17 protein-coding genes are annotated in these 20,406 nt (G+C 57.4%); 9 read left to right on the forward strand and 8 right to left on the reverse strand.

Annotated elements, in window-relative coordinates; all coding sequences use genetic code 11:
• The first annotated feature begins 2 nt into the window (after positions 1-2).
• From ntrC to hflX, 7 genes are all read left to right on the forward strand, one after another.
• The gene (gene ntrC / locus HEP89_RS21630; RefSeq protein ID WP_022998584.1) at positions 3-1,442 is read left to right on the forward strand and encodes a nitrogen regulation protein NR(I); all 1,440 of its coding nucleotides are present in this window, start codon (positions 3-5) and stop codon (positions 1,440-1,442) included.
• Between the two features lie 382 nt (positions 1,443-1,824).
• Complete coding sequence (locus tag HEP89_RS21635) at positions 1,825-4,089, forward strand: PAS domain-containing sensor histidine kinase (protein ID WP_168693011.1); 2,265 nt, start codon at positions 1,825-1,827, stop codon at positions 4,087-4,089.
• Positions 4,079-5,446, forward strand: coding sequence for a sigma-54 dependent transcriptional regulator (locus HEP89_RS21640; RefSeq protein ID WP_022998586.1), 1,368 nt, complete (start codon positions 4,079-4,081; stop codon positions 5,444-5,446). The genes HEP89_RS21635 and HEP89_RS21640 overlap by 11 nt, the downstream gene beginning before the upstream one ends.
• 50 nt (positions 5,447-5,496) lie before the next feature.
• A complete protein-coding gene (gene trkA / locus HEP89_RS21645) occupies positions 5,497-6,873 on the forward strand; it encodes a Trk system potassium transporter TrkA (RefSeq protein ID WP_022998587.1) in 1,377 nt (458 codons plus the stop codon).
• Positions 6,874-6,976: 103 nt separating this feature from the next.
• A complete protein-coding gene (locus HEP89_RS21650) occupies positions 6,977-7,840 on the forward strand; it encodes a D-amino-acid transaminase (protein ID WP_022998588.1) in 864 nt (287 codons plus the stop codon).
• Positions 7,841-8,027: 187 nt separating this feature from the next.
• Positions 8,028-8,285, forward strand: coding sequence for an RNA chaperone Hfq (hfq, locus tag HEP89_RS21655; RefSeq protein ID WP_173006241.1), 258 nt, complete (start codon positions 8,028-8,030; stop codon positions 8,283-8,285).
• A 120-nt stretch (positions 8,286-8,405) separates the two neighbouring features.
• Entirely contained in the window at positions 8,406-9,686 is a 1,281-nt protein-coding gene (hflX, locus tag HEP89_RS21660) for a GTPase HflX (protein WP_168693491.1), read from the forward strand.
• 40 nt (positions 9,687-9,726) lie between these two features.
• On the opposite strand, the gene mazG is transcribed toward hflX, so the two are convergent.
• The 8 genes from mazG to HEP89_RS21700 all read right to left on the reverse strand — a co-directional run bounded on the left by mazG (position 9,727) and on the right by HEP89_RS21700 (position 18,767).
• Positions 9,727-10,548 (reverse strand): nucleoside triphosphate pyrophosphohydrolase, encoded by an 822-nt coding sequence (gene mazG / locus HEP89_RS21665; protein WP_168693012.1) that lies wholly within the window; start codon positions 10,546-10,548, stop codon positions 9,727-9,729.
• Positions 10,549-10,625: 77 nt separating this feature from the next.
• Positions 10,626-11,771 carry an ABC transporter permease gene (locus HEP89_RS21670; protein WP_077292827.1) on the reverse strand — a complete coding sequence of 382 codons (1,146 nt, stop codon included), beginning with the start codon at positions 11,769-11,771 and terminating at the stop codon, positions 10,626-10,628.
• A complete protein-coding gene (locus HEP89_RS21675; protein ID WP_168693492.1) occupies positions 11,768-12,658 on the reverse strand; it encodes an ABC transporter permease in 891 nt (296 codons plus the stop codon). The genes HEP89_RS21670 and HEP89_RS21675 overlap by 4 nt, the downstream gene beginning before the upstream one ends.
• Before the next feature lie 152 nt (positions 12,659-12,810).
• On the reverse strand, positions 12,811-13,617 hold the full coding sequence (locus tag HEP89_RS21680; protein ID WP_152507646.1) for an ABC transporter ATP-binding protein: 807 nt from the start codon (positions 13,615-13,617) through the stop codon (positions 12,811-12,813).
• A gap of 120 nt (positions 13,618-13,737) precedes the next feature.
• A complete protein-coding gene (hydA, locus tag HEP89_RS21685; protein WP_168693013.1) occupies positions 13,738-15,195 on the reverse strand; it encodes a dihydropyrimidinase in 1,458 nt (485 codons plus the stop codon).
• A 69-nt stretch (positions 15,196-15,264) separates the two neighbouring features.
• Positions 15,265-16,035: an endo alpha-1,4 polygalactosaminidase gene (locus HEP89_RS21690; protein WP_062488724.1), complete on the reverse strand. Its 771-nt coding sequence runs from the start codon at positions 16,033-16,035 to the stop codon at positions 15,265-15,267.
• Positions 16,036-16,135: 100 nt separating this feature from the next.
• Complete coding sequence (locus HEP89_RS21695; RefSeq protein ID WP_168693014.1) at positions 16,136-17,392, reverse strand: Zn-dependent hydrolase; 1,257 nt, start codon at positions 17,390-17,392, stop codon at positions 16,136-16,138.
• A 46-nt stretch (positions 17,393-17,438) separates the two neighbouring features.
• Positions 17,439-18,767: an aspartate aminotransferase family protein gene (locus HEP89_RS21700; RefSeq protein WP_168693015.1), complete on the reverse strand. Its 1,329-nt coding sequence runs from the start codon at positions 18,765-18,767 to the stop codon at positions 17,439-17,441.
• 478 nt (positions 18,768-19,245) lie between these two features.
• Here HEP89_RS21700 and HEP89_RS21705 point away from each other — a divergent pair, with 478 nt between their 5' ends.
• Together HEP89_RS21705 and arfB are read left to right on the forward strand one after the other, a co-directional pair.
• Positions 19,246-19,926: a TetR family transcriptional regulator C-terminal domain-containing protein gene (locus HEP89_RS21705; RefSeq protein WP_168693016.1), complete on the forward strand. Its 681-nt coding sequence runs from the start codon at positions 19,246-19,248 to the stop codon at positions 19,924-19,926.
• On the forward strand, positions 19,923-20,384 hold the full coding sequence (gene arfB, locus HEP89_RS21710; protein WP_077292831.1) for an alternative ribosome rescue aminoacyl-tRNA hydrolase ArfB: 462 nt from the start codon (positions 19,923-19,925) through the stop codon (positions 20,382-20,384). Before HEP89_RS21705 ends, arfB begins: the two co-directional genes overlap by 4 nt.
• Positions 20,385-20,406: the final 22 nt, after the last annotated feature.

Consider the following 20,406-nt stretch of genomic DNA (forward strand, 5'->3'; position numbering starts at 1 on the left):
CCATGCCGACGGGCACGATTTTAGTTGCAGACGACGACGCAGCCATCCGCACAGTTCTCAATCAGGCCCTGTCCAGGGCAGGTTATACGGTGCGGCTGACTTCCAACGCCTCAACGCTCTGGAGATGGGTCTCATCCGGCGATGGCGATCTTGTGATCACCGACGTGGTCATGCCGGACGAAAATATCTTCGACGTGCTGCCACGCATGAAAAAGATGCGGCCGGAGTTGCCGGTTCTGGTCATGAGCGCACAGAACACCTTCATGACGGCCATAAAGGCCTCGGAGAAGGGGGCGTATGAATATCTGCCCAAGCCGTTCGACCTGAAGGAGCTGACCAGTATTGTTCAGCGCGCACTGGAAGAGCCGAAGAAGCGGCCGGCTGTCGATCTTGATGATGCGGGCGAGGGTATGCCACTTGTGGGGCGGTCTCCCGCCATGCAGGAGATCTACCGGGTTCTTGCACGGCTGATGCAGACCGACCTGACGGTGATGATCAACGGCGAATCCGGTACCGGCAAGGAACTTGTCGCAAGGGCGCTTCATGATTACGGCAAGCGGCGTAACGGACCGTTTGTTGCCATCAACATGGCGGCCATTCCACGAGACCTCATCGAAGCCGAGTTGTTCGGTCACGAGAAGGGTGCCTTTACCGGAGCACAGAACCGCAGCTCCGGTCGGTTTGAACAGGCAGATGGCGGTACATTGTTTCTGGACGAAATCGGCGACATGCCGATGGAAGCTCAAACCAGGTTGCTGCGCGTCTTGCAGCAGGGCGAATACACGACCGTCGGTGGCCGCACCCCGATCAAGACCGACGTCAGGATCATCGCAGCCACCAACAAGGACTTGCGGCACCTGATTAATCAGGGCCTTTTCCGCGAAGACCTTTATTTCCGGCTGAATGTGGTTCCGATCCGCCTGCCGCCGTTGCGCGAGCGCGTGGAGGACATTCCGGATCTGGTGAGGCACTTCTTTACGCTCGTTGAAAAAGAGGGGCTGCCGGCAAAGCAGATCGACCAGGGAGCGCTCAATCTTCTGCGCCGGTATCGCTGGCCTGGAAACGTGCGCGAACTGGAGAACCTCGTTCGTCGTTTGGCTGCGCTGTATCCGCAGGACGTGATCAGCGAAAACCTGCTGGAGCAGGAGTTGAGTCAGCCTTCGGTCTCGCCGATGGAAGAGGAATCCCAGGAGACCGTCAATCTCGGTGGGTCGGTCGAGCGTTATCTTTCCGGCTATTTCGACACGTTCGGCGATGCCTTGCCGCCTCCCGGCCTCTATCACCGCATCCTGAGGGAGGTGGAGTACCCTCTGATCAGCGCAGCATTGGCGGCGACGCGTGGTAACCAGATCAAGGCGGCAGAGCTTCTCGGTGTCAACCGGAACACACTGCGCAAGAAGATCCGGGATCTCGACATCCAGGTGATGCGGTCTACCCGATAGTCTTTTCAGGACAGGGCGGCAAATTGATGCGGTCAGGCCGAAAGGTCTGGCCGCTTTTTTGTTCCAGTTGCAGGTTGTCGTGACGAGTGGTCTTGTGATTCACGGGGTGGGAAATCACGAGGAGATATTTTCGTCCTCAATATCAGCCTGGTTTCATTGGGTCATCTGAAGGAAAATTCCAATTACAGACGGGGCATTCATTTTGTGAATGCTGCAAAAAAGAATAACGAATTCAGCAGTGTGCGATAAAGTGATCACCTGTCCACCGCAAATTTTCTGCGCCTCTTCTGGTCTGTTGCAATTTCGCAACATTGTGTGATAAGTTTGCCGCAAATACATCAAGACAGTCCGCGTTTGGCGAGCTGAAATCAAAAGAGACCGAATGATACTGGAAGCAGTACAAGAACCCGTCGCTCAATCCAGCGCCGCAGGCAAATTCTGGCGGCGTGTGGGTCTTGCGATCATCCTGCTTGCCCTCGTTTCCATCGGTGTCACCTTCGTTATCCTGATGGGGCTGACGTCCATCGATCCCACGCGGGAAGTCATCATGGTCGCAATGACCATAAATGGTGCGCTCGCGGCAATTCTCGTGGGTGTCATCGCCTTCGAGATCCTGAAGTTGTGGCAAGCGCGGCGGCGTGGACGGGCTGCTGCTCGCCTTCACGTGAGGGTCGTGGCTCTGTTCAGTGTGGTTGCTGCTGTACCGGCCGTTCTCATGGCGATTCTGGCGGCGATTACATTGGACCGCGGCCTTGATCGCTGGTTCGAGGACCGGACGCGTCAGATTATCGACAACGCCCTGACCGTTGCTCAGGCCTATCTTCAGGAACACGCCAGGGTTCTGCGCGGCGACCTGATCGCCATGACCAACGATATCGACCGGGCAAAGGCGGTTTATGAATTCGAGCCGACCCGTTTCGATCAGTTCTTTGCAACGCAGGTTTCCCTTCGCGGTATCCTCGCAGCCTTTATCCTGAACGAAAACGGCGAGGTGGTCACCCGCGTCGTCATAGATCCCAACGCGGAAGTGCCGCTGCCGCCTGCCGACAGCTTCTTCAAGGCAAAATCCGGGGATCCGATCCTGATCGCACCGGGAAGTTCCAACCTGGTCGGCGGTGTCATGAAATTGTCCGCCTATGACAATTTCTATCTTTATGCCGTTCGCGCCATAGATCCGCGCGTTGTCGAATATCTGCGTCTTGCCGAGACGGGTGCTTCGCAATACCAGCAGATGGAGAATAGCCGCTTTGGCGTCCAGGTGGCCTTTGCTCTGGTCTATCTCGGCGTTGCGCTGGTGTTGCTCTTGTCGGCGATCTGGATAGGTTTCGGGTTTGCCAATCGACTTGTTTCGCCGATCCGAACGTTGATTTCGGCAGCCGACGAGGTGTCCAAAGGCAATCTCGTCGTCAAGGTTCCGACCGAGAAATCCGGTGGTGACCTCGCCAACCTGGGCGAAACCTTCAACAAGATGACCGGTCAGCTTCTCGGGCAGCGTGATGCGCTTCTGGCGGCGAACGAGCAGATCGACCGCCGCCGCCGCTTCAACGAAGCCGTTCTTTCCGGAGTGTCCACCGGCGTCATTGGCGTTGACGATGAAGCCTCGATCATGCTGATCAACCGCTCCGCCCTGGAATTGCTGCAGCTGGATGAAGTGCAGATCCTGAACAAGTCTCTGATCGAGGTGGTTCCTGAGCTGAACGACTGCATTTCCGATGTCTTGAAGAATGACAGTGACAGGGTTCCGGAAACGCAGATCGAGATCACGCGGGGCGGACGCCTGCGTACGATCAACGTGCGTATAACGAGGGAGCAGTCTACCCGGCGCGAACATGGTTTTGTGGTGACGCTGGATGACATTACAGATCTGGTTTCGGCACAGCGCAATTCGGCCTGGGCGGATGTTGCCCGGCGCATCGCGCATGAGATCAAGAATCCGCTGACACCGATCCAGCTCTCGGCAGAACGCATACGCCGCCGCTACGGCAAACGCATCGAGGAGGACCGGGAAGTCTTCGATCAATGCATCGACACCATTGTTCGGCAGGTGGGCGATATCGGTCAGATGGTGGACGAGTTCTCGTCCTTCGCCCGTATGCGCAAGCCAACGAAGACATCTGGAGATCTGCGCGAGGCGGTGCGCGATGCGGCGTTCATGCAGTCGGTGGCAAATCCGGAAATCAGTGTTACCGCGGATGTTCCGTCCAGTCCGGTGACGGCTGTCTTTGACGCGCGTCTCGTTGGCCAGGCTCTGACCAATGTGGTCAAGAATGCTGCGGAGGCGGTGAGTGCGCGCATTGGAGACGATTTGCCCAAAGGCAAGGTGACCGTGCATTTGCGCGGTGAACTGGAAGACGGCAGCGGCCGGATCGTGATTGATGTCATCGACAATGGCATCGGGCTGCCGGAAGAAAATCGCAGCCGGCTTTTGGAACCCTATATGACAACCCGGGAGAAGGGGACGGGCCTTGGCCTTGCCATCGTCCGCAAGATCCTGGAAGACCACGGCGGTGGCATCGAATTGCTCGACGCCCCCAAAACCAACCCAGAGGACACGGGCACGCTCGTTCGACTGACATTGGCAGCACATGCCGAGATCGAGCCGGAGACCGACCTGCAAAACCAGACTGTGACTGCCCATGGCGCATGATATTCTTGTCGTAGACGACGAAACCGATATTCGCGAAATGATTGCCGGCATCCTGGATGATGACGGTTATGGAACGCGGACCGCGCATGATTCAGACAGCGCCCTGGCCGCAGTGAAGGAGCGCAAGCCTTCGCTTGTCATTTTGGATATCTGGTTGATGGGAAGCCGCCTCGACGGCCTTGCCCTACTCGATATCTTCCGTGAAACGGATCCTGAAATGCCGGTCGTGATCATCTCCGGTCACGGCAACATTGAAACAGCGGTTTCTGCCATCAAGCGCGGGGCCTACGATTACATCGAAAAGCCGTTCAAGGCAGACCGGCTGGTTCATATCGTCGAGCGCGCCCTGGAAGCTTCCAGCCTGAAACGTGAAATCCGCGATCTGAAGCAGCGCAGCGGCGAAACCAGCGAAATCATTGGCAATTCCTCGGCAGCTCACAACCTTCGGCAAACCATCCAGAAGATTGCGGGAACGAACAGTCGTATCCTGATCGTCGGTCCTTCCGGTGCGGGCAAGGAGCGTGCTGCCCGGATGATCCACGACATGTCGCCGCGTGCCAAAAGCCCGTTCGTTGTGCTGAACGCTGCAACCATCACGCCGTCTCGGATGGAAGAAGAACTCTTCGGCATCGAGGATGAAAACGGCAATCTGCGCAAGATTGGTGCGCTGGAAGAAGCGCATGGCGGTACGCTTTACCTCGACGAAGTCGCCGACATGCCCGCCGAGACCCAGGGGAAAATCCTGCGGGTTCTCGTGGAGCAGAGCTTCGCTCGTGTTGGCGGCACCCAGAAGGTTCAGGTCGACATTCGCATCCTGTCCTCGACATCTAAAAATCTCGAAGAACACATTGCGTCGGGACTGTTCCGGCAGGATCTCTACCACCGTCTGAGCGTGGTTCCCCTGCGTGTGCCCGGTCTTGCGGAACGGCGTGAGGATATTCCGGTATTGGTGCATCACTTCATGCACCAGATCTCCGGTGCTTCGGGCATTCCGCAGAGGCCTATCGGTGATGACGCCATGGCGGTTCTGCAAACGCATGACTGGCCGGGCAACGTGCGTCAGTTACGCAACAACGTCGAACGTCTAATGATTCTGAGTCGCGGCGATCCGGACAGCACCATCACCGCGGATTTGCTGCCAGCGGAAATCGGAGAAACTCTGCCGAGCCTGCCCACGTCAGGTACGGGAGAACACCTGATGTCCGTACCGTTGCGGGAGGCCCGGGAGATCTTCGAGCGTGAATATCTTCAGGCTCAAATCAAGAGATTTGACGGGAACATCTCGCGGACTGCCGAATTTGTCGGTATGGAACGGTCTGCGCTTCACCGGAAGCTGAAAACCCTAGGCATGACCTGAGGCACTTCGGGAAGCGATAGGTAACGGCAAGGCGGGAAAGGGATCTTTCCATGAAAATCGTGATTTGCGGCGCGGGGCAGGTGGGCTACGGCATTGCCGAGCGTCTTGCTGCGGAACAGAACGACGTGTCCGTGATCGATTCTTCTCCGCAACTGATCAACGCCATTGGGGATCAGCTGGACGTGCGTGGCTTTGTCGGCCATGGCGCGCATCCGGACGTTCTTGCACAGGCCGGGGCCGAAGAGGCCGACATGATTGTTGCCGTCACGCTTTATGACGAGGTCAACATGGTGGCCTGTCAGGTGGCGCATTCGCTCTTCAACGTTCCCACAAAGGTCGCCCGTATCCGGGCGCAATCCTATTTGCAGGGGCGCTGGCGCAATCTGTTTTCGCGCGATCACATGCCGATCGACGTGATCATCTCGCCAGAAATCGAAGTTGGCGAGATGGTACTGCGTCGTCTGGCGCTTCCGGGCGCCGTCGAGACTGTCCGGTTTGCCGACGACCAGGTTGTTGTCGTCGGGATCATGTGCGAGGAGGACTGCCCGGTGGTGGACACTCCCTTGCGCCAGCTTACCGAACTCTTCCCGGACCTTGGGGCCGTTGTCGTCGGCCTTTATCGCAACAACAGGCTGTTTGTTCCCAAGAGCAGCGATTCCATTCTGACTGGTGATCTTGCCTATGTGGTTGCCCGCCGCGACCAGGTTCGCAGAACGCTGAGCATTTTCGGACACGAGGAACCGGAAGCGGCCCGTGTCGTGATTTGCGGTGGTGGCAACATCGGGCTCTATGTCGCCAAGGCACTTGAACAGCGTCAGTCCGGAACGAAGATCAAGCTTATCGAAGCCTCCCGTGAGCGGGCGATGGCTGTTGCCGATGAGTTGAAGCGATCGGTTATCCTGCATGGCAGCGCGCTGGATCAGACGATCCTGAATGAAGCCGATGCCGGCGATGCCGATACCATGGTGGCTCTCACCAACGAGGATGAAGTCAACATTCTGTCTTCCGTCATGGCGAAGAAGCTTGGCTGCAAGCGCTCCTTGTCGCTGTTGAACAATCCGAGTTACCCGGCTTTTGCCAACGCGCTGGGGATTGATGCGTTTATCAACCCGCGCGCCGTAACCATCTCTCGTATTCTCCAACACGTCCGACGTGGTCGTATCCGGGGCGTACATTCGCTTCAGAACGGGGCTGCGGAAATTGTCGAGGCGGAAGCACTTGATACGTCGCCGCTGGTCGGCAAGCCGCTTAGGGTTATCGATCTGCCGTCCGGTATCCGCATTGGTGCGGTTTTCCGCGGCGGCGAGGTGCTTACGCCTAATGGTGACCTGCAGATTCAGGCACAAGACCGTATCGTGATCTTCGCGGTTGCGAACCGCGTGCGCCAGGTAGAACAGATGTTCCGCGTCAGCCTTGACTTCTTTTAAGGCTGAGTGGCTTCTTTCTGGCCTTGCTTTTGTCTGACCGAAAGGTCAAAACTTACAAAAATACCAATCGGTTCGTTTCGAACCGTCCTGTTCTGGAGGAACCATGAGCCGGATTGCCTATGTCAACGGCCAGTATGTGCGTCATGCCGATGCTGCGGTGCATGTTGAAGACCGCGGTTATCAGTTTGCCGATGGCGTTTATGAAGTCTGTGAAGTCTGGCAGGGCAAGATCGTCGACGTTCCGCGCCATCTGGACCGCCTTGGCCGGTCCTTGAGTGAACTGCGCATAGACTGGCCAATGGCCCGCAACGCCGTGGAATTCGTGCTGCATCAGGTAGTCCGTCGGAATCTTGTTCGCAACGGACTGGTTTATATTCAGGTGACGCGTGGTGTTTCCAAGCGCGATCACTTCTTCCCGCCGGCGCATGTTGCACCGTCGATCGTGGTGACCGCCCGTTCGTCCAGCCCGACTGCTGCCAAGGCACAGGCCGAACAGGGTATCTCGGTGTTCAGTTATCCGGAAAACCGTTGGCCGCGCGTTGATATCAAGACCGTTGCGCTTTTGCCGAACGTGCTGGCGAAACAGAACGCCAAGGAACAGGGCGGCAAAGAAGCCTGGTATGTGGATGCCGACGGCAATGTCACAGAAGGCGGATCGACAAACGCCTGGATCGTTACCAAGGAAGGCGTGCTGGTCACCCGGCCGGCCGAGAGCGGAATCCTGCGCGGTATTACACGCGCCGTGGTTCTTGATCTCGTCCAAAAGGAAGGGCTGACGTTTGAGGAAAGACCGTTTAGCCTTGAAGAAGCTTTCGATGCGAAGGAAGCTTTCGTTACGGCAGCGACGACTGTCGTGATGCCTGTGACACGTTTGGACGGCAGGATTATCGGAAACGGTCATCCTGGATCGGTGGCAACCCGATTGCGCGAATTGTTCCATACTGCTACTGATTTGCAGGCGGTATGATTCGATTGGCCTCATTGGGTCGAAAGTACGAAACTATTTTAGACCGAGGCAGACGGTCTTGACTGGTGGGCTATACGAAAAGCGGGCGGTGCGTCAAACATTAGTCATTGATACTGAACGGCTTTTGACGGTAGGCTGCTGAAACGCCGGATGCTCGGCCGCATCCGGGGCAAATAGGATAAAAAGACTGATGGCTGAGCGCGCACAAAATCTCCAAGACACTTTTCTTAATCACGTTCGCAAGCAAAAAACTCCTCTGACGATTTTTCTGATCAACGGTGTGAAATTGCAGGGTGTCGTGACATGGTTCGACAACTTCTGCGTTCTGCTGCGTCGTGATGGGCATTCCCAGCTGGTTTACAAACACGCGATTTCCACAATTATGCCAAACGGACCTGTTCAACTGTTCGATCAGGCTGAGGAAAACGCTGAAAAGGCAAGCTGATTGAAACCGAAGTCTCGCGCAGACGATTTTTCTAAATCCAACGGTTCCGAGGAACCTGGCCAGAAATCTCTAAGGTTGAAAGATACTGGGGTGGACCGTCTGCCCCAGCCCTTCCGTGCGATGATTCTGGAGCCGGTTCTGCAGTTGCGTGGCGAGTCCGCGCAGACAGAACTTCGCGGCAATCGCAGCCCGGAGGCGCGGCTGGAAGAAGCCCTCGGCCTTAGTGCTGCCATCAATCTCAATATCGCGCATTCCGGCGTTGTCCGGGTCAACAATCCCAAGCCTGCAACCCTGTTTGGCGATGGCAAAGTTGCCGAGCTTGCCGGGATCGTTGCAAGCGAGGATCTGGATCTTGTTGTCATAGATCATCCGCTCACCCCGGTTCAGCAGCGAAATCTTGAACGCCGGCTGAAGACCAAGGTCATCGACCGCACCGGTCTTATCCTGGAGATCTTCGGCGACAGGGCCCGCACCAAGGAAGGTCGGCTTCAGGTCGATCTGGCGCATCTAACCTGGCAGAAGAGCCGTCTCGTCCGCTCCTGGACCCACCTTGAGCGCCAGCGCGGCGGTGCCGGTTTCATGGGCGGTCCGGGTGAAACCCAGATCGAGGCCGACCGGCGCCAGATTCAGGACCGGATCATTGCGTTGCAGAAACAGCTGGAACAGGTTCGCCGGACGCGTGACCTGCACCGCAAGAAGCGCAAGAAAATCCCGCAACCGGTTGTCGCGCTGGTCGGTTATACCAATGCTGGGAAATCGACGCTTTTCAATCGGATGACTGAATCTGACGTTTTTGCCAAGGATCTTCTGTTCGCCACGCTCGATCCGACCTTGCGCAAGGTAGCCTTGCCGCATGGCAAGGAAGTCATCCTGTCGGATACGGTGGGGTTCATCTCCGATCTTCCGACCCATCTGGTCGCCGCATTCCGGGCGACGCTGGAAGAAGTGCTTGAAGCGGATCTCATCCTGCATGTGCGGGACATTTCGCATCCGGACACCGAAGCGCAGGCAGAAGACGTCAAGAAGACGCTGACCGATCTTGGTGTTGACGCGTTGACGGGCGCGCCGATCATCGAAGTCTGGAACAAGATCGACTGCCTTGATCCGGCTTACCGCGACAAGTTGCTGGAAGATGCCGGTGAAGAGGGGCCGATTGCCCTTTCCGCGCTGACCGGCGAAGGGATCGAGCAGCTTTATGCCAGTGTCGATGCTTTCATGGCGCAGCACGACGACATCCTGACTGTGAAGATCCCTGTTGCCGATGGCGCTTTGCTGGCGAAACTTTATCAGATGGCAGAGGTGCTGGAACGCACCGATGCCGAAGATTTCGTAACGGCGGAAGTGCGCGTTTCCGACAAGCAACGTGGCCCGTTTCGCGAGCTTTATGCCGCTTATCTTTAGCTAGTCTGAAGGAAAGCCGGAACGAGCCGAGCAGGGGGAACTATTTGTTCTTCGCTGCCTGCCAGGCTGCTTCCATCTCATCCAGCGTCATCGCTTCAAGTGTCGTGTCCGTTTTCACTGCGTGAGCTTCAATGGCTGCAAAACGCTTGCGGAATTTCCGGTTTGTGCGCCTGAGAGATTCTTCCGGATCGATGTCCAGATGCCGGGCGAGGTTTGCAAGCGCGAACAACGTGTCGCCGAGTTCGTCGGAGATCCGGTCTTTGTCCGGAGCGGATTTGGCGAGTTCCTCGTCGAGTTCGTGGGTTTCTTCTCTGATCTTGTCCAGAACCAGTCTGGCATCGTTCCAGTCAAAACCAACCCTTGAAGCCCGTCGCTGCAGCTTTTCGGCTTCCTGAAGGGCCGGAAAGGCGGTCGGGACGTCGTCGAGAAAGCCCTTTTGCGCTTCTTCCATGCCGAGCGCTTCCCTGGCGGCTCGCTTTTCCGCTCGCTCTTCAGCCTTGATCCGTTCCCAGATACCTTTGACCAGTTCCGGTTTTTCTCCGTTTTCGTCACCGAAAACATGCGGGTGCCTGCGGACAAGTTTTTTTGTAATGGCTTCGACCACATCGCCAAAGTCGAAGTGGTCGTCTTCTTCAGCCATGCGTGCATGGTAGACGACCTGAAGCAACAGATCGCCGAGCTCCTCGCGCAGTTCCACCAGGTCGTTCTTGGCAATGGCGTCCGCGACTTCGTAGGCCTCTTCCAGCGTATAGGGCGCGATGGTCGCGAACGTCTGTTCCAGATCCCAGGGACAACCGGTCACAGGTGTTCTGAGCGCTGCCATGATTTCGATAAGGCGGGAAATGTCGCGGCTGGGAGTCATGGAGTGGAAACATCCTGTCTGCTTGTCATCCGGATGATGCCTTTTGGCATATCCGGGATGACAAGTGGAGAGGCAAATCACCCCCTGACGGACGGATGCCAGAAGGTGACGGCGCGTTCCAGGAGCGCGACGAGGCCGTAGAACAGCGATCCGGCGAGGGCGGCAACGGCGATTTCTGCCCAGACCATGTCAACGTTCATGCGGCCGACCTCCGTGGAGATACGGAAACCCATGCCGACGATTGGTGTGCCGAAGAATTCCGCGACAATGGCGCCGATCAGGGCGAGCGTCGAATTGATCTTCAGCGCATTGAAGATGAAGGGCATGGCCATCGGCAGACGCAGCTTGAAAAGCGTCTGCCAGTAGTTGGAGGCATAGGTGCGCATCAGGTCGCGTTGCATGGCATCAGAAGCGGCAAGACCTGATACCGTGTTCACCAGCATCGGGAAGAAGGTCATGATGATCACGACCGCTGCCTTGGACGGCCAGTCGAAGCCGAACCACATCACCATGATGGGGGCGACACCGATGATCGGCAGTGCAGATACCAGATTGCCGATCGGCAGCAGCCCGCGGCGCAGGAACGGCACCCGGTCCACCAGAATTGCAGTGATGAACGCCGAACCACAACCGATGGCGTAACCGGCCAGAACGGCTTTCAAGAAAGTCTGGCGAAAGTCAGCCCACAACGTTGGCCCGGAATTGGTCAGGCGAACCCAGATTTCGGAAGGGGCTGGCAACAGAACCTTCGGAACGCCCGCGCCAGTGACCACGATTTGCCACAGTACAAGAAGGGTAATGCCAAAGAGTGCCGGAATGGCGAGGTTGATGAGCCGGGCTGCAAGCGGCGACAGGTTTCGCCATGTGGCAAGACGCTCAACGAAGAGCCAGGCCGCTGCCCAGGTTGCTGCTACCAGTGCCCAGAAACCGAGCGTGGCCTGCCCGACATGGTGCGAGGAGGTTGAGATCAGCAGCCAGGCAGCAATGGCGGTAATGATGCCGAGGACAACGTCTCCAAAGGGGTTGCGCATGAAGCCAAGTTCGTAGCGTACACCGGCGACTGCCAGGATGACCAGGCAAAGAGCCAGACGCGGTACATCCATGATGCCGTAGTCCGGTCCGAAGATCGGACTGAACAGACCAACTACCACCATGGCTACGATGAACCAGGCCAACAGCGCCGGCATATCGAGGCGGCTCTTTTTTGCGGTCATGGTGCTCATCCGGCCATCCCCATGCGTTTCAGCGTGCGCTTCTCGATCATGCCTATCAGGGCAACCAGGGACCCTGCCAAAAAAGCGGCCATCAGAAGTGCCGACCAGATCTGGACAGTTTGGCCGTAGTAGGAGCCGGCAAGCAAACGCGCGCCGAGACCGGCCACGGCACCTGTCGGCAGTTCACCGACGATCGCTCCGACGAGAGAGGCAGCCATGCCGATTTTCATTGATGTGAAAAGGTAGGGCACTGCATAGGGCAGGCGCAGTTTCCAGAAAGCCTGGAAGCGCGTCGCCGAATAGGTGTGCATCAGGTCCATGTGAATGACTTCAGGTGATCTCAGTCCCTTCACCATGCCGACCGTGACCGGGAAGAAGGACAGGTATGTGGAGATCATCGCTTTGGGCAGCAAACCTGAGATCCCGACGGCGTTGAGAACGACGATGATCATCGGCGCGATGGCCAGAATGGGAATGGTTTGCGAGGAAATGACCCACGGCATCAACGATTTGTCGAGAACACGCGAATGAACGATGCCAATTGCCAGAAGAATGCCGAGTGTCGTGCCGATCAGAAACCCGAGAAGCGTCGAAGAGAGTGTGATGCCCGTGTGATAGACCAGCGACCGTTTGGACGTGATCTTCTTGTTTACCGTCGTGTCCCAGATTTCCACAATCACCTGGTGCGGCGCAGGCAGGACCGGGCGCTCCTGGTAAAGCGTATCGGTGACCAGTTGAGAGAACCCGACATCACTTTGTCCGGCGCGCTCATACATGTCTTTCTGGAATGGGGTGTTGAGTGCAACTGCAGCGACATACCAGAGCGCTATGATCGCCAATACGACGACAGTGACCGGACCGACCGTTCCAGACATCAGGCCGGCAAATGGGTTCATGCTACGGGTCTGCGAAAGAGAGGCGTCAGTCATGTATCCGCACCTTTCCCGCAATCGCAGAAATGCGCTGCCAAACCCTGGTCGCAAGACCACCAAGAGCCTGAATTTCCACGGCAGGGTCGACATCCACAAATGTCGCGGGTCGATGCGATTTAGTCTTCATAGGAGTGCCCTGCCTTCAGTCCATCGCGCACCCGGTGGGCGATTTTCAGGAACTCCGGTGTCTCGCGAATATCAAGACTGCGGTTGCGAGGCAGATCGCTTTCGATCACGTCGTAGATACGGCCCGGGCGCGGGCACAGCACGACGATCTTGGTCGACAGGAACACCGCTTCCGGGATCGAGTGGGTTACGAAGACAACGGTCTTGTTGGTCTTGGCCCAAAGCTGCAGCAATTGTTCGTTGAGATGGTCGCGGACGATTTCGTCGAGCGCACCGAAAGGTTCGTCCATCAGGAGCAGATCCGGCTCGACGGCGAGGGCGCGGGCGATCGACGCGCGCTGCTGCATGCCGCCTGAAAGCTGCCAAGGATACTTCTTTTCGAAGCCGGTGAGGTTCACCAGCTCCATGTTTCGGGAAATCCGCTGTTGCTGCTCGGCCTTTGAAAGCCCCATGATTTCGAGAGGCAATGCCACGTTCTTGGCAATCGTGCGCCAGGGATATAGGGCGGCAGCCTGAAAGACATAGCCATAAGCCCGATTGAGGCGTGCTTGTTCCGGAGAGACACCATTGACCGTGATGGACCCCGCGGTCGGCTTTTCAAGATCGGCGATGACCCTGAGCAACGTGGTCTTGCCGCAACCCGACGGACCGATGAAGGAAACGAAGTCTCCCTCTTCGATCTTCAAATCGATGTCTGAAAGCGCGTGAACCGGGCCGTCGTTGGTCTCGAATGTTAGCGAGAGGTTCTCGATATCGATCACCCGGTTCGGGCTGGCGCTTTGTTTGTTTTCCACCATTTCGGTGTCCTTTGCGCTGGCAAGTGCAGTCATCAAGTTCCTCGCGGCACGAGTCGGGTCCGGATTGACATGTTCGTTTCTTGAAGGCCCCGCCTGTTTGAAAGGCGAGGCCGGATTGGATCAGACGCCGCTGGCAGGAATGCCGGTGCGTTCCACCTTACGCGGTGCCGTCAGTTCCTTCCACGTGCTTAGCGCCTTGTTGACGGCCTGATACGGCTTGCGGGCGACAAATTCACCATGGCCCTGGCTGTGGTTGACGGTGCCGTCTTCCACCGCGACGCGGCCACGGGTGAGTGTGTAGCGCGGCAGCCCCTTGACGGCCTTGCCTTCGAAGACGTTGTAGTCGATGGCGGACTGTTGGCTGGAGGCGGAAATGGTTTTCGATTTTTCCGGATCCCAGACGACAAGATCGGCATCAGCGCCAACCAAAATTGCTCCTTTTTTCGGATAGATATTCAAAATCTTTGCAATATTGGTTGAAGTGACTGCGACGAATTCATTGGGCGTCAGGCGACCTGTATTCACGCCATATGTCCACAACATCGGCATCCGGTCTTCAAGACCACCGGTGCCGTTCGGGATTTTGGTGAAATCGCCGACACCGGTGCGCTTCTGATCGGTGGAAAATGCGCAATGGTCGGTCGCAACCACCTGCAAGGAGCCGGACGCGAGACCTGCCCAGAGGCTGTCCTGGTGTTTCTTGTCGCGGAACGGAGGCGACATGACCCGGCGTGCGGCGTGGTCCCAGTCGGCGTGCTTGTATTCGCTGTCATCGAGCGTCAGATGCTGGATAAGTGGTTCGCCATAGGCACGGATGCCGTTCTGGCGAGCCCGGCGAATGGCCTCGTGTGCCTGTTCCGAAGACGTGTGAACGATATAGACCGGTACACCAGCCATATCCGCGATCATGATGGCGCGGTTGGTTGCCTCGCCTTCCACTTCTGGCGGGCGGGAATAGGCATGTGCTTCGGGGCCATTGTTGCCTTCCGCCAGCAGCTTTTGCTGCAAGGTGGCGACGACATCGCCATTTTCCGCGTGCACGAGCGGCAAGGCGCCAAGCTCAGCGCAGCGTGAGAACGAGGCGAACATCTCGTCGTCATTCACCATCAGGGCGCCCTTGTAGGCCATGAAGTGCTTGAACGTGTTGATGCCCTTCTGCTGGACGACGGTCTGCATGTCGTTGAAGACCTGTTCGCCCCACCAGGTGATCGCCATGTGGAAGGAATAGTCGCAATGGGCCATTGAAGACTTGTTGTCCCACATCTGCAGGGCTTCCAGCAGCGACTGGCCGGGTGAGGGCAGGGCGAAATCAACGACCATGGTCGTGCCACCGGCCAACGCTGCGCGTGTGCCGCTGTCGAAATTGTCTGAAGAGAATGTGCCCATGAACGGCATTTCGAGGTGGGTGTGCGGATCGATGCCACCCGGCATGATGTAACAGCCGGTCGCATCCAGGGTTTCGTCACCGGACAGGTTGGGGCCGATTTCGACAATGCGGCCACCTTCGATTTTCACATCGGCTTCGTAGGAAAGATCGGCAGTTACAACCGTACCGCCCTTGATCACTTTGCTGGCCATTTGTGTTCCCCTTCTCGTTTGTTCACTCGTCCGGTGCGAAGCGCCGGAAATTTCCTTCGTCAGCCTGCCTCATGGACAGGTTTGTACCGGTGACGTCAGATCCCGGTCTTTCAGGATCATCGCAATGTTCTGCCGCGCTGCGACTTCGCAGGCTTCTTGAAAGTCTATCGGCCGGTCCGTGTATTCTGCATCGAAGATCGGCTTGCCTGCCCGGACATAGGCGTTGACGTCGTCGCACCATTTGTCCTGAAAACAGCTTTCGGCGATCAGGAAGTCCATGTGGTTGATCAGATCGGCAGTCAGGTCGGGCACATTCTTCTGCCCGATGCCGAGATCGAGCGAATGGGCAATGGCGGCCAGTCTGGCGACATAGGCAACAACGTCGTCTGCGGTGATCGGAAACCCGCTGTCGTTGTCATGAACGTCCATGTTGTCAGGTTCAATCGCGTCGAAACCCTCGTTCTTGCAGGCTTCGAAGCGGGATTTCATGATCGGAAGCAGGACATCAAGACGGCGGATATCGAGAAAACGCTCGTCCGGCCAGTCTTCGTAGGTTTTGCCGAGCAAGTCATCCGGAAATACCTTGAAATCCTCGGAGGTATTTTCCAGGGTTCCGATGCTGACATAGCAAATGGTGCGGACACCTTTTTGCCTGAGAGCCGCCAGATCATCCGGCGTCACCAGGTCGGGGTGCAGATCCAGAACCCTGACATTCCTGTCGAGATCGACCGGCTCCGTGAGTTGCCAGTCCCAGCTGTCTCCAACGGAAAAGGCAAAGGCAGGTGCTGCGGCCCAAAACTGGGCGCAGACCATTGCCAATGCCTTTCCATTAAAAGTCATGTTCCTCTCATTTCCCTGCAACGGGCCTCGGTTCAGGACCGGGACAGCCAGGTGTTCGTTCAATCCGGTCGCTGACGCGACAGGTTGGCCGATGTTTGTGCTATTCCACGATCCCCGCTGTTTCGACCACTGCGTGGAACAAGACATCAGCACCCGCTTTCGCCCAATCCTTGGAGATCTCTTCTGCCTCGTTGTGCGACAGACCGTCGACGCAGGGGCACATGATCATCGCAGTCGGCGCGACCTTGTTAATCCAGCAGGCATCGTGACCGGCGCCGGAGATGATGTTTTGATGGGAATATCCGAGACGCTCGGCAGCGTTGCGAACCGCCTCGACGCATCCCTTGTCGAATTCTACCGGGTCGAAACCGCCGACTTTTTCAAATTCGACGTCCAGTCCCATGTCATCGCAGATCTTCTTGGCGCCTTTCTTCAGGCGATCTTCCATATCCTTGATGACGGCAAGATCCGGAGAGCGGAAATCGATCGTGAAGACAGCCTTGCCGGGGATCACGTTTCGTGAATTCGGGAAAACCTCGATGTGGCCGGCTGCACCCACAGCATGTGGAGCATGCGACCAGGCGATTTCATCGACCAGTTCAAGAATACGGGCCATGCCGAGGCCGGCGTTCTTGCGCATGGGCATCGGCGTGGAGCCCGTATGGCTGTCCTTGCCGGTTACCGTCACTTGCGTCCAGGAAAGGCCCTGGCCGTGGGTCACGACACCAATATCCTTGCCCTCGGCTTCCAGGATCGGACCCTGTTCGATGTGGAGTTCGAACATTGCGTGCATCTTGGTCTTGCGCGCACCGACTTCTTCATCACCAACCCAGCCGATGCGTTTCAACTCATCGCCGAACTTCAAGCCTTCGTGGTCGGCCCGGTCATAGGCCCAGTCCTGTGTATGCACACCTGCAAAGACGCCTGACGCAAGCATTGCCGGTGCAAAGCGAGTGCCTTCCTCGTTGGTCCAGTTGGTGACCACGATCGGGTGTTTGGTCTTGATACCGAGATCGTTCATGGTTCGGATGACTTCCAGTCCGCCGAGCACGCCGAGAACGCCGTCATACTTGCCGCCGGTCGGCTGTGTATCGAGGTGCGAGCCGACATAGACGGGCAGGGCGTCCGGGTCTGTTCCCGGCCGGGTCATGAACATGTTGCCCATGGTGTCGACCGCCATGGTCATGCCGGCTTCCTCGCACCATTTCTGGAACAGCTTGCGGCCCTCGGCGTCGGCATCGGTCAGGGTCTGGCGATTGTTGCCACCGGCAACACCTGGACCGACCTTTGCCATCTCCATCAGACTGTCCCAGAGGCGTTCTGCGTTGATCCTCAGGTTTTCGCCGGGGGCTGCCATGCTTGTGTCTCCTAAAACGTGTCTTTGTCTCTTGTCTTGCCGGATATCAGTCGATGGCGTTCAGCACGCTGCGCAGCTTGCCGAACAACTCGTCGATCTGTTCCTTCGAAATAATCAGCGGCGGGGACAGGGCGATGATATCGCCAGTCGTGCGGATCAGCAGCCCGTCGTCGTAGGCCTTCAGGAACGCCGAGAACGCCCGTTTCGTCGGTTCTCCTGCAATTGGCGTCAGTTCGATTGCGCCAATCAGGCCGAGGTTGCGAATGTCGATGACATTCGGGCAATCCTTGAGCGAATGCAGGCCGTCTTCCCAATATTGAGCAAGGTCAGCCGCACGTGTCAGCAGGCCTTCTTCATCGTAGGTGTCGAGTGTTGCAAGAGCGGCTGCGCAGGCGAGCGGATGCGCGGAATAGGTATAACCGTGGAACAGCTCGATCATGTGTTCCGGGCCGGTCATGAACGTATGATAGATGTCCGATGTACAGAACACCGCCCCCATCGGGACGACGCCGGACGTGAGGCCCTTCGCTGTTGTGACAAGATCCGGCGTTACACCGAAGAAGTCAGTCGCAAACGGTGACCCCAGACGACCGAAACCGGTGATAACTTCGTCGAAAATCAGCAAAATGCCGTGCTGCGAGCAGATTTCGCGCAGGCGTTCCAGATATCCCTTTGGCGGGATCAGAACCCCGGTCGAGCCGGCAACCGGTTCAACGATGACAGCTGCGATGGTCGATGGATCATGAAGCTGAATGATACGGATCAGCTCTTCTGCATATTCAGCGCCGTTTTCCGGCATGCCGCGGGAGAATGCATTGCGCTCGGGATCGTGGGTATGGCGCATGTGGTCGACGCCGGTGAGCATCGTGCCGAAGGTCTTGCGGTTGGAGACGATGCCGCCAACCGATATGCCGCCAAAGCCGACACCGTGGTAGCCACGTTCACGGCCAATCAAACGGGTGCGAGTGCCCTGACCGATCGCGCGCTGATAGGCGAGCGCGATCTTTAGCGCGGTATCCACGCTTTCAGATCCGGAATTGGTGAAAAAGACATGGTCCAGCGGGGAGGGCATCATGGCCACGAGGCGCGCAGCAAGTTCAAATGCCTTGGGATGGCCCATCTGGAAGGCGGGCGCATAGTCCAGCTCGGCAATCTGCTTCTGGACCGCTTCAACGACCTTGGGACGGGAGTGACCGGCGTTGCAGCACCAGAGGCCGGCCGTGCCGTCGAGAACCTGGCGGCCGTCGGCGGTGGTGTAATGCATGTCCTTGGCCGACACGAACATGCGTGGGGCCTGCTTGAATTGCCGATTGGCCGTGAACGGCATCCAGAAAGCTTCGAGATTGTTGGTGGCAGCCTGGCTCGATGCTGACATACGTCCTCCTTGCGACCCTTCGTGCTTGAAGCGGCCGACTGTTGCTGATTTGTGATGGAAGGAATAGCACGCGCACTGCGTCAACGGCAGTGCCGACTGCGCTGGTCCTCTCCCCACACTGTTCCCTGGCGTTCCGGATGGGCTTTTGCCTCTTTCCCGTTCGCCTAAATCCTCTGTCTGGCCTTGCAGCCGCCCCGGTTTGCCGGGATTTCCGAACTGGCCGATGGCTGCCGTTTGTTCAAGACATCCCCATTGCGAGGGACGGATCAATCGACTAGCCTTCTGACCATCTGGTCAATTTACCCTAGGAGGGATTTGACCAAATGGTCAAGATGCAAATCCGGTCGTCATGACTAATTTCTGGTCATTCTCTCCGGTGCTGAACTTGCCAGTTGTGAAATCGGTGTTTTTTCCGGAAAAATGCCATGTGGTTTGGGTGTAGGGTTGCGACCCTTCTCGGCAGAAGACGGAACGGTAGATGGCGGATTTGGGCGAGCAGACGCAGGCATCCTTTAAATCAGGCGGGCTGAGCCGGATCCAGGAAAAGAACCGGTCCCTGATTCTGGAAGCGGCGCTTGGCGAGTTTTCCATGAAGGGATTTTCCGGCGCGACAGTTGAGCGGATCGCTGCAGATGCGGGAATGTCGAAGTCCAACCTGCTCTATTATTTCTCCTCCAAGGAGGCGATCTATAGCGCGACGCTGGCCCATATTCTGGAGGTATGGCTTGCCCCTTTGAAAACGCTCAATCCGGATGGGGAGCCGGCGCAGGAACTGGCTGCCTATATTCGCCAGAAGATCGAAATGTCTGCCAGGTTTCCGGAAGCCTCAAAGCTGTTTGCCAACGAAGTGATGCAGGGCGCGCCACAGATATTGCCGATCCTGCAAACGGATCTGAAGCGTTTGGTGGCCGAAAAAAGTCAGGTGATCGAAGACTGGATAGCGGCAGGCAAGATGCGAAGTGTCGATCCTGTCCATCTCATCTTCACGATTTGGGCAACCACCCAGCATTACGCGGACTTTTCGGTGCAGATCAAGGCGTTGACCGGGAAGGACCTTTCCGACGCGGCCTTCCAGGCCGAAACGGAAGCTGCGGTGACGTCGCTTATCTTGAACGGTGTCGGCCTGAAGTTGCCGGCCGAGAGCGATCAGGCGGTATGAGCGGCGAGACGGACGATCCCTTTGCTGCTTCAAAGATTGCGGTGACCGGACGGCTGTTCATCCTCAAGGAGGATCTCACAGAAGATTTCATTCGCGCCTCCGGGCCTGGCGGGCAGAACGTCAACAAGGTCTCAACGGCAGTTCAACTTCGGTTCGACCTTGCCGGCAATGAAACACTTCCCGAAGACGTCAAGACGCGAGCGGCGAGGCTTGCAGGCAGCCGGCTGACACTGGGCGGCGAGATCGTCTTGCAGGCGGATCGGTTCCGGACCCGCGAACGGAATCGGGAAGACGCGTTGGAGCGTTTGCTGGACTTGCTGCGAAAAGCTACGGAAAAGCCGAAACCCCGCAAGGCCACGAAACCGACCCTCGGATCCAAGAAGCGTCGTCTCGACGCCAAGAAACAACGTGGTCAGATCAAGAAAATGCGCGGCCGTTCAAGTGGTTACGACGGTTAGCGGACGTAGAGCATGGCGTCGA

It is taken from the genome of Labrenzia sp. 5N (assembly GCF_012395805.1).
GTDB classification, from domain to species: Bacteria; Pseudomonadota; Alphaproteobacteria; order Rhizobiales; family Stappiaceae; genus Roseibium; species Roseibium algicola.